8 protein-coding genes are annotated in these 8560 nt (G+C 70.7%); 2 read left to right on the top strand and 6 right to left on the bottom strand.

Features of this window, described 5'->3' with window-relative positions:
• Positions 1 to 327: 327 nt before the first annotated feature.
• Positions 328 to 1335, bottom strand: coding sequence for a stage II sporulation protein M (locus AB0I68_RS28550; RefSeq protein WP_363180220.1), 1008 nt, complete (start codon positions 1333 to 1335; stop codon positions 328 to 330).
• A 110-nt stretch (positions 1336 to 1445) separates the two neighbouring features.
• Here AB0I68_RS28550 and AB0I68_RS28545 point away from each other — a divergent pair, with 110 nt between their 5' ends.
• Positions 1446 to 2351: an RDD family protein gene (locus AB0I68_RS28545; RefSeq protein WP_363180219.1), complete on the top strand. Its 906-nt coding sequence runs from the start codon at positions 1446 to 1448 to the stop codon at positions 2349 to 2351.
• Between the two features lie 41 nt (positions 2352 to 2392).
• Here AB0I68_RS28545 and AB0I68_RS28540 read toward each other — a convergent pair whose 3' ends face one another.
• The 3 genes from AB0I68_RS28540 to ahcY form a co-directional block, all read right to left on the bottom strand.
• Positions 2393 to 2983: a hypothetical protein gene (locus AB0I68_RS28540; RefSeq protein WP_363180218.1), complete on the bottom strand. Its 591-nt coding sequence runs from the start codon at positions 2981 to 2983 to the stop codon at positions 2393 to 2395.
• 118 nt (positions 2984 to 3101) lie between these two features.
• Entirely contained in the window at positions 3102 to 3719 is a 618-nt protein-coding gene (locus tag AB0I68_RS28535) for a hypothetical protein (RefSeq protein WP_363180217.1), read from the bottom strand.
• A gap of 95 nt (positions 3720 to 3814) precedes the next feature.
• Complete coding sequence (gene ahcY / locus AB0I68_RS28530; RefSeq protein ID WP_363180216.1) at positions 3815 to 5251, bottom strand: adenosylhomocysteinase; 1437 nt, start codon at positions 5249 to 5251, stop codon at positions 3815 to 3817.
• 341 nt (positions 5252 to 5592) lie between these two features.
• Here ahcY and lepB point away from each other — a divergent pair, with 341 nt between their 5' ends.
• The gene (lepB, locus tag AB0I68_RS28525; RefSeq protein ID WP_363180215.1) at positions 5593 to 6264 is read left to right on the top strand and encodes a signal peptidase I; all 672 of its coding nucleotides are present in this window, start codon (positions 5593 to 5595) and stop codon (positions 6262 to 6264) included.
• A gap of 97 nt (positions 6265 to 6361) precedes the next feature.
• Here the strand turns inward: lepB and AB0I68_RS28520 are convergent, their stop codons facing one another.
• Positions 6362 to 7291 (bottom strand): cation diffusion facilitator family transporter, encoded by a 930-nt coding sequence (locus tag AB0I68_RS28520; protein ID WP_363180214.1) that lies wholly within the window; start codon positions 7289 to 7291, stop codon positions 6362 to 6364.
• 93 nt (positions 7292 to 7384) lie between these two features.
• A complete protein-coding gene (gene manA / locus AB0I68_RS28515; RefSeq protein WP_363180213.1) occupies positions 7385 to 8542 on the bottom strand; it encodes a mannose-6-phosphate isomerase, class I in 1158 nt (385 codons plus the stop codon).
• Positions 8543 to 8560: the final 18 nt, after the last annotated feature.

Genomic DNA, 8560 nt, shown 5'->3' with positions numbered 1-8560 from the left:
CCTCCGGGCTTTCGTTCTTGCGTTTCCGACTCTATCAGAGTCAGTCTCGCTTGCTTTCCAGGTCCTTCGCTTTCGCGTTTTCCCTTTCCGGCGATGCCGACTCTATCAGAAGATTTCCACCGGATTTCCCGGCTTCGGTTCCTGGATGAGGAGTCGACTGTGCCCCATTGGAATTCAATTCCTTGGGGGCGAGAAAGATCTTAAACCATCACTGCCGAACTTGTCCAGTTCGAGGCAACCGTTAGAATCTACCTCCCCACGCCGACCGTGTCAACAGTCGCTGTGGGACGACGAGGAGACTAGCAGCTCAGCGGGCTCGTACGCACATCAGGCCGCGGTCGGCAGCGTGGCTGTCTGGTCGGCGGCCTCCACGTCGCCCACGTCGCCGGCGCGCGCGGCCCGGCCGCCCAGGACGTAGACGTACGAAAGGAACGCGGCCTCGGCGGCGACGCCGATCGTGATGCGGGCCCAGGTCGGGAGGCCGGAAGGGGTTACGAAGCCCTCGATCAGGCCGGATACGAACAGCACGACCGCCAGGCCGATCGCCATGCCCAACGCGGCACGGCCCTGTTCGGCGAGGGCCAAGCGGCGGGTGCGGGGGCCCGGGTCGACGACCGTCCAGCCGAGGCGGAGGCCGGTGCCCGCGGCCACGAAGACCGCCGTCAGTTCGAGCAGGCCGTGCGGCAGGATCAGGCCGAGGAACACGTCGAGGCGGTCGGCCGAGGCCATCAGGCCGAGCCCGACGCCGAGGTTTTCCATGTTCACCCACAGGATCCCCAGCACCGGCAGACCCAGGAACGCGCCCAGGACCAGGCAGGTCGCAGCCGCCTGGGCGTTGTTCGTCCAGACCTGGGCGGCGAACGAACCCGCCGGGTTGCTCGAGTAGTACGTCTCGTACCCGCCGCCCGGCTTCGTGAGCGCCTTCAGGTCCTCGGGCGCCGCGATGGTGCTCTGGACCTCCGGGTGGGTGGCTATCCACCAGCCCAGGAGCACCGCGATCACGACGGAGACCAGGGCCGTCGGTATCCACCAGCGGCGGCTGCGGTAGACGGCGGCCGGGAAGCCTGCGGTGAAGAAGCGGGCGGCGTCGCGCCAGCCGGCGCGGCGGGCGCCGGTCACGGTGGCACGGGCGCGGGCGACGAGCTGGGTCAGGCGGCCCGTGAGCAGGGGGTCGGGGGCGCTGGACTGGATCAGGGAGAGATGGGTGGAGGCCCGCTGGTAGAGGGCGACCAGCTCGTCCGCCTCGGCGCCGGTCAGCCGCCGGCCACGGCCCAGTAGCTGTTCGAGGCGGTCCCATTCCGCCCGGTGGGCCGTCACGAAGACGTCGAGATCCATCCGGTTGCCGCTCCCCTGCCCCAGGACCCTGCTTCTGCCTACTTCTACCGTGGTCAGCTTGGCAGACTGGAGGCCTGGGGGCGGGTCCGGTCACGGGAAAGGTGTGCAGGGTGAGCGATCTGGTGACGGGGGACGCGGTCGTCCTGGGTCTGCGGCCGGCGAGACTGCCGAGCCGGGCGCTGGCGGTCTTCCTCGACCTGCTCGTGTACCTGACCGGGTACCTGATCATCTCGATCGGGCTGACCTTCGCGATCGCCTCGCTGGATCCGGCCGCGCAGGCCGCGGTGTCGGTGGCGAGCTTCGTCCTGGTGCTGGTCGGCGTACCGATCGCGGTGGAGACCCTGTCCCACGGGCGGTCGCTCGGCAAGCTCGCCTGCGGGCTGCGGGTGGTGCGCGACGACGGCGGGCCGATCCGCTTCCGCCATGCGCTGGTGCGCGGGGCGATGGGGGTCGTGGAACTGCTGGGGACCTTCGGCGCCGTGGCCTGCATCGCGTCGCTGGTGTCGGCACGGGGCCGGCGGCTCGGGGACGTGTTCGCGGGAGCGCTGGTCGTCCGGGAGCGGGTGCCGGGTACGCCGGTGATGCCGGTGCCTCCGCCCCCGCCGTGGCTGGCCGGGCGGTTCTCCGGGCTGGATCTGTCGGCCGTGCCGGACGGGCTCTGGCTGGCGATACGGCAGTACCTGACGCGGATGAACCAGCTGGACCCGCACGTGGGCGCCGCGATGGCGGCGAAGCTCGCGGACGATCTGGTGGCGCGTACGGGGACGCCGCCGCCGGCGGGAGTACCGGCTGCCGCGTTCCTGATGGCGGTGGTGCACGAGCGGCAGGCGCGGGATGCCGCCCGCGCCTTCGGCCCCGGCCCGGCAGGTCCTGTCATCGGCCCGGTCGCCCCGGCTCCCGTGATGCCGGTGATGCCGGTGATGCCGACCGGTGTTCCGGCCGTGGCCCCGGCCCCGGTGACGCCCGTCGTTCCCGCAGAGCCGGTGCGCCGGACCGGTTTCGCCCCGCCGGCCTGAGCCGACCGGCGGGGCCGGACACCGAGGTGCCCGCGCCGGGGTCAGACCGACCAGCGCTCGCGCATCGTCATGACCTCGCCCTTGGCGTTGAGCGTGATCTCGTAGACGTTGCCGTAGCAGGAGAAGGGCTGCTTCACCACGTTGTAGTCACTGCGCAGGCAGCCGTCGATGTGCTTCGACAGCTCCTCCCGGGTCACCGGCTTGTACTGGCCGGGGCCGGCGCTCAGGGCCAGCTCGCCCTTGATGTCCGCGGGGAGCTTGTAGCTCTTGGGCTCTCCCTCGCCGTGGTAGATCCAGTCGTTGGGCGTGCACTTCGGCTTGGCGTCCATGGCTTCGATGACGCCCATGTCGCGGTGGAGGCCCACCTCGATCATCTTGACGCCCGCGGGCAGCGTCGGCGGCTTGCCGCAGTCGTTCTCGCCGCCCCGCCCGTCGCCGCCCGTGGAGCCCTTCGAGGGCTTCGCCGCCGCGGAGGCGCCCGGCGCGGAGGCACCCGCCGAGGGGGCGTGCGACGACGGGGCCTGCGAGGACGGGGCGGCCGCCCCGTCCTCCTGCGGACCGCAGGCGGTGATACCGGCACCCATCGCGGCGAAGAGCGCGATGGTGCCCATGACATTCCTGGTTGAGCGCATGTGGAATTCCCCCGTGTCAAGAATTTGTCGTGATCATGTTCGATCGACGACGTGTTCTACACCAGGAGCGGACGAAAGATCCAATCGGGGGAGAGACCCTTGCACCGGGGCCGGTACGTCAGTCCTCGAACGTCGAGGGCGGGGTCTCCAGGTGTTCTAGCTCGATGCCCGGGGCCGCGAGGACGACGTCCCCGGCCAGGTGGATCGTGTGGACCTCGCCGGTGTCCAGGGCGCTGACCCGGTACTCGTCCACCACGAGGGGGCCGCTGTCCGTCGCGTGCTCGGCGCGCCCCAGCAGGGCCCAGGCCTGGTCGACCGTACGGGGGGCCAGCACCGGGTCGGTGAGCGCGACGAGCCGGACCCGGGTGGCGGGGGCGCCGGGGGTCAGGCGCAGCAGGCGGGCCGTGGCGACGAGGAAGGCCGGGGAGGTGCCGGTGAAGCCCGCGGCGTGGACGTTGCCCTCGGTGGCCTCCGTGCCGGTGGGATCGGAGCGCACCCAGGTGACTCCGTCGATGGCGGCGCCGCGGACCTGCCAGCTGGAGGCGTTGACTTCGAGGCGGATGGGGCGGCCGAGCTCGTCGATCGCCAGGTCGACCGAGCCTCGGTGGTCGCCGTCCGGACCGGTGAGCTGGGAGACGTAGCGCCAGCCGGAGGGGCCGGGCGCGCAGTGGAAGTGCTCCTCGCCGAGGGGGGTGTGGTCGTGCGGGTCGTGGAGCGAGTAGCGGCCGCGGGGCATGGGCTGGGGTCCTTGCTGGCGTGCGTACGTACGTATGGGGCAGGCCCCCGGCACGGGTGCCGGGGGCCTGGTTCAGTGCTGCGGATCCGCGGGGATCAGTAGCGGTAGTGGTCCGGCTTGAACGGGCCCTCGACCTTGACGCCGATGTAGGCGGCCTGCTCCGGGCGCAGGGTGGTGAGCTTGACGCCGAGGGCGTCGAGGTGGAGGCGGGCCACCTTCTCGTCGAGGTGCTTGGGGAGCACGTAGACGTCGGTGGGGTACTCCTGCGGCTTGGTGAAGAGCTCGATCTGGGCCAGGGTCTGGTCCGCGAAGGAGTTCGACATCACGAAGGACGGGTGGCCGGTCGCGTTGCCGAGGTTCAGCAGGCGGCCCTCCGACAGCACGATCAGGACCTTGCCGTCGGGGAACTTCCAGGTGTGGACCTGCGGCTTGACCTCGTCCTTGACGATGCCCTCGATCTTGGCCAGGCCGGCCATGTCGATCTCGTTGTCGAAGTGGCCGATGTTGCCCACGATCGCCTGGTGCTTCATCTTGGCCATGTCCGAGGCCATGATGATGTCCTTGTTGCCGGTGGTCGTGATGAAGATGTCGGCCGTCTCCACCACGTCGTCCAGCGTCGCGACCTGGAAACCGTCCATCGCGGCCTGGAGGGCGCAGATCGGGTCGATCTCGGTGACGATGACGCGCGCGCCCTGGCCGCGCAGCGACTCCGCGCAGCCCTTGCCGACGTCGCCGTAGCCGAACACGACCGCGACCTTGCCGCCGATCAGGACGTCGGTGGCACGGTTGATGCCGTCGATCAGCGAGTGGCGGCAGCCGTACTTGTTGTCGAACTTCGACTTCGTCACCGCGTCGTTCACGTTGATCGCCGGGAACAGCAGGGAGCCTTCGTCCATCATCTCGTACAGACGGTGCACACCCGTGGTGGTCTCCTCGGTGACACCGCGGATCTCGGACGCGAGCTGCGTCCACTTCTGCGGGGCCTCGCCGAGCGTGCGGTTCAGCAGGGTGAGGATGTGGCCGTACTCCTCGGAGTCCGCCGTGGACGGGTCCGGGGCGGAGCCGACCTTCTCGAACTCGACGCCCTTGTGGACGAGGAGGGTGGCGTCACCACCGTCGTCGAGGATCATGTTCGGGCCGCCGGTGGGGGTGTTCGGCCAGGTCAGCGCCTGCTCCGTGCACCACCAGTACTCCTCCAGCGTCTCGCCCTTCCAGGCGAAGACGGGGACGCCCTGCGGGTTCTCCGGGGTGCCGTTCGGGCCCACCGCGATGGCGGCGGCCGCGTGGTCCTGGGTGGAGAAGATGTTGCAGGAGGCCCAGCGGACGTCGGCGCCGAGGGCGACCAGGGTCTCGATCAGGACGGCCGTCTGCACGGTCATGTGCAGGGAGCCGGTGATGCGGGCGCCGGCCAGCGGCTGGGCCTCGGCATACTCGCGGCGGATCGACATCAGGCCGGGCATCTCGTGCTCGGCCAGGGTGATCTCCTTGCGGCCGAAGGCGGCGAGGGAAAGGTCTGCGACCTTGAAGTCCATGGGTGCTGCTCCTCATGGTTCGAGAGGGTGGGTACGGCTGAGCCGCGCATCGCCTGCGGGGACGGTGCACGAGCACTCAGTCCGTCGGGGGCCCTCTCTCCCCTCGGCCGGTCGCGAGGACCGCCCGACCGCCATCAGCAGCGACGCCTGACACTGATGACGAATCTACACCGATCGGCCGAGCGTGCCCCAGTGGGCCGCGGAAAAGATCGCCGCCGAGCAAGGGCCAATGCGGCGGACCGGGTTCGGGTACGCGGCGACGATTGCGGACGTGCTCCGCGAGATCCGGCAGCCCGTACGATCTCCCGCGCACGTACTGCAGTTCGGGAGGAGACGCGTACATGGAACGCAGGCCGGGGCGGAGACTCGGGATCTGGGCGATCGCGCTGCTGGTTCTCGGCGGGGTGCTGGCCCTCGGCGTGACGGTGGCGACCGCCGTCGTCGTCGAGGACGGGTACACGTCCCGTTCCGTCCCGAGCGAGTCGATGGACCCGACGTACCGGCGCGGCGACATGGCCTACTTCACGCTCGGCGGCGGGAACGGCATCCGGCGCGGGGACATCGCCCTGATCTCGGCTCCGGCCTGGGTCCGGGAGGGGGACATCCTCAAGCGCGTGGTGGCCCTCGGCGGCGACCGGATCTCGTACAGGGCGGGCGATCCCACGCTGATGCTCAACGGCGTGCCGCTCGACGAGCCGTACCTGAAGGACCGGGCCACCCCGGCGACGGCCCCCTTCGATGTGACCGTGCCCGAGGGGCGGATGTTCGTGATGGGCGACAACCGCGGCAACTCGTTCGACTCGCACCTGCGGATCTCCGACCACAACGGGACGCTGCCGGTCTCCGCGGTACGGGGCAAGGCCGTCGCGGCGCCCGTGGGCTTCCTGGCGGCCGGCGCGGCGAGCCTCCTCGGGATCGTCCTGTTCCTCGTCGGCGGCGGGCTGGGCATCGCGGCCCTCGTGGTGCGCAAGCGGGCGCTGCGGGTGCAGCGGGTGCCGGCGGTCGCCTGGTAGCACCGGCCCGGCCGTCCGTACCAAGGCCCCGCCGTCCGTACGAAGGCCCCCGCGGCGCATCTGCGCTGCGGGGGCCTTCGTCCGTACCGGGGCTGCCTCAGCCCTTCGCGGCCGCTTCCGCGTGGTAGATGTCCGGCTCGAGGTAGATCACGCGGGCGATCGGGACCGCCTCGCGGATCCGGGCTTCGGCGGCGTTGATGGCGTTGGCCACCTCGGCCGCCGTGTCGTCGTGCCGGACGGCGATCTTGGCGGCGACCAGGAGCTCCTCCGGGCCGAGGTGGAGGGTGCGCATGTGGATCACGCGGGTGACGGCGTCGCCGTCCACGAGCGCGGCCTTGATCTTCTCGACGTCCTCCGCGCCCGCGGCCTCGCCGAGCAGCAGGGACTTGGTCTCGGCGGCCAGCACGACAGCGATGACGATCAGGAGGGTGCCGATGCAGAGGGTGCCGATGCCGTCCCAGACGCCGTTGCCGGTCGCGAGCGCGATGCCGACGCCGCCGAGGGCCAGGACCAGGCCGACGAGTGCGCCGAAGTCCTCCAGCAGGACCACCGGCAGCTCGGGGGCCTTGGCGCGCCTGATGAACTGGCTCCACGACAGGGTGCCGCGGATCTCGTTCGACTCCTTGATGGCCGTACGGAAGGAGAACCCCTCGGCGATGACCGCGAAGACGAGCACGCCGATCGGCCAGTACCAGGCCTCGATGGGGTGCGGGTGCTGGATCTTCTCGACGCCCTCGTAGATGGCGAACATGCCGCCGACGGTGAAGAGCACGATGGAGACGAGGAAGGCGTAGATGTACCGTTCGCGCCCGTATCCGAAGGGGTGTTGCGGCGTCGCCTCGCGCTGGGCCTTCTTTCCGCCGAGGAGCAGCAGCCCCTGGTTCCCGGAGTCGGCCAGCGAGTGGACGCTTTCCGCGAGCATCGACGACGAGCCGCTGAAGACGAACGCCACGAACTTGGCTACAGCGATGGCGAGATTGGCGGCGAGTGCCGCCACGATCGCCTTGGTACCGCCCGACGCGCTCATGGGTTTCCGGAGTCCCTTCCTCGGTACGGCGCCCCTGCCCGGGGCACCGCGCTACGGCGGCACATTGTTGCAGCCGTGGCCGCGGACGCCATGTCAGAGGACGACGGTGGCACGGAAGATGGTGCCGATTCCGGACAATTCGACCTTTTCGCCTGCCGGGATGAAGACCGACTCTCCCGGGGACAGGGTCACTTCGCCGGCCTTCGGGCGGCCTGCCGCGCAGAGCAGGATCTGCGGGGCGGCATCCGGGAGGGTGTGGGGCGCGGCGCCCGGGGCGAGGGCGAAGCGGGAGAGCCGGAATTCGTCGATGGGGGTCTCGTAGACCTCCTCGCCGTTGCCCTCGGGGCGCTGCAGGGCCGGGTCGCCGGGCTCGAACCGCACGATCTTCAGGAGTTCGGGCACGTCCACGTGTTTGGGGGTGAGTCCGGCGCGCAGCACGTTGTCGGAGTTGGCCAGCAGTTCCACGCCGAGGCCGTCGAGGTAGGCGTGCGGGACGCCGGCGCCGAGGAACATGGCCTCGCCGGGCTGGAGTCGGACGTGGTTGAGGAGCATGGCCGCGATCACGCCCGGGTCGCCCGGGAAGTGGTGGACGAGCGAGGCGTACGGCGTGTACCGGCCCCCGAGGCGTTCGACGGCGGCGCCGGCCTCGGCCACCGTACGGGCCATCTCGGCGCGGTCCGCGGTCAGTACGGCGGTGAGCATCTCGCGCAGGGCCGCCTCCTCCGGATGGGCCCGGAGGAGGTCGACGTACGGCTCGAGGGAGTTCACCCCGAGGCCCGCGAGCAGATCGGCGACCTCCAGCGGCGGGCGGAAGCCGCACAGGCCGTCGAAGGGGGTGAGCGCGCAGATCATCTCGGGCTTGTGGTTGGGGTCCTTGTAGTTGCGGTGGGCCGCGTCGACCGGGATCCCGCGGCGCTCCTCCTCGGCGTAGCCCGCCTTGGCCTGCTCGAGGTCGGGGTGGACCTGGAGGGAGAGCGGGGCGCCGGCCGCGAGGATTTTGAGGAGGAACGGCAGTCGGGGCCCGAACTTGGCGACGGTGGCCGCGCCGAGCTCGCGCTCGGGGTCGGCGGCGATGACGTCCGCGAGGGTGGTCTCGCCGGCGCCGCGGTCGAGGCGGGACGGGGCGCTCGGGTGCGCGCCCATCCACAACTCGGCCTGGGGCTCCCCGGTGGGTTCGACGCCGAGGAGCCCGGGGAGCGCGGTGGTCGATCCCCATGCGTAGGGGCGGATCGTGTTCGTCAGGCGGTCCATCTTCGTCCGTCTTCCTGG

The organism is Streptomyces sp. NPDC050448, assembly GCF_040655295.1.
Taxonomy (GTDB): domain Bacteria; phylum Actinomycetota; class Actinomycetes; order Streptomycetales; family Streptomycetaceae; genus Streptomyces.
Note: the sequence above shows the minus strand (reverse complement) of the source record. Positions and strands in the feature narration are given on the sequence as shown.

What these genes read in the sequence shown, in the direction of transcription:
- AB0I68_RS28550 (WP_363180220.1), bottom strand. Translation starts at nt 1,335, where the DNA reads ATGGATCTCGACGTCTTCGTGACGGCCCACCGGGCGGAATGGGACCGC.
- lepB (WP_363180215.1), top strand. Translation starts at nt 5,593, where the DNA reads ATGGAACGCAGGCCGGGGCGGAGACTCGGGATCTGGGCGATCGCGCTG.
- ahcY (WP_363180216.1), bottom strand. Translation starts at nt 5,251, where the DNA reads ATGGACTTCAAGGTCGCAGACCTTTCCCTCGCCGCCTTCGGCCGCAAG.
- AB0I68_RS28540 (WP_363180218.1), bottom strand. Translation starts at nt 2,983, where the DNA reads ATGCGCTCAACCAGGAATGTCATGGGCACCATCGCGCTCTTCGCCGCG.
- AB0I68_RS28535 (WP_363180217.1), bottom strand. Translation starts at nt 3,719, where the DNA reads ATGCCCCGCGGCCGCTACTCGCTCCACGACCCGCACGACCACACCCCC.
- manA (WP_363180213.1), bottom strand. Translation starts at nt 8,542, where the DNA reads ATGGACCGCCTGACGAACACGATCCGCCCCTACGCATGGGGATCGACC.
- AB0I68_RS28520 (WP_363180214.1), bottom strand. Translation starts at nt 7,291, where the DNA reads ATGAGCGCGTCGGGCGGTACCAAGGCGATCGTGGCGGCACTCGCCGCC.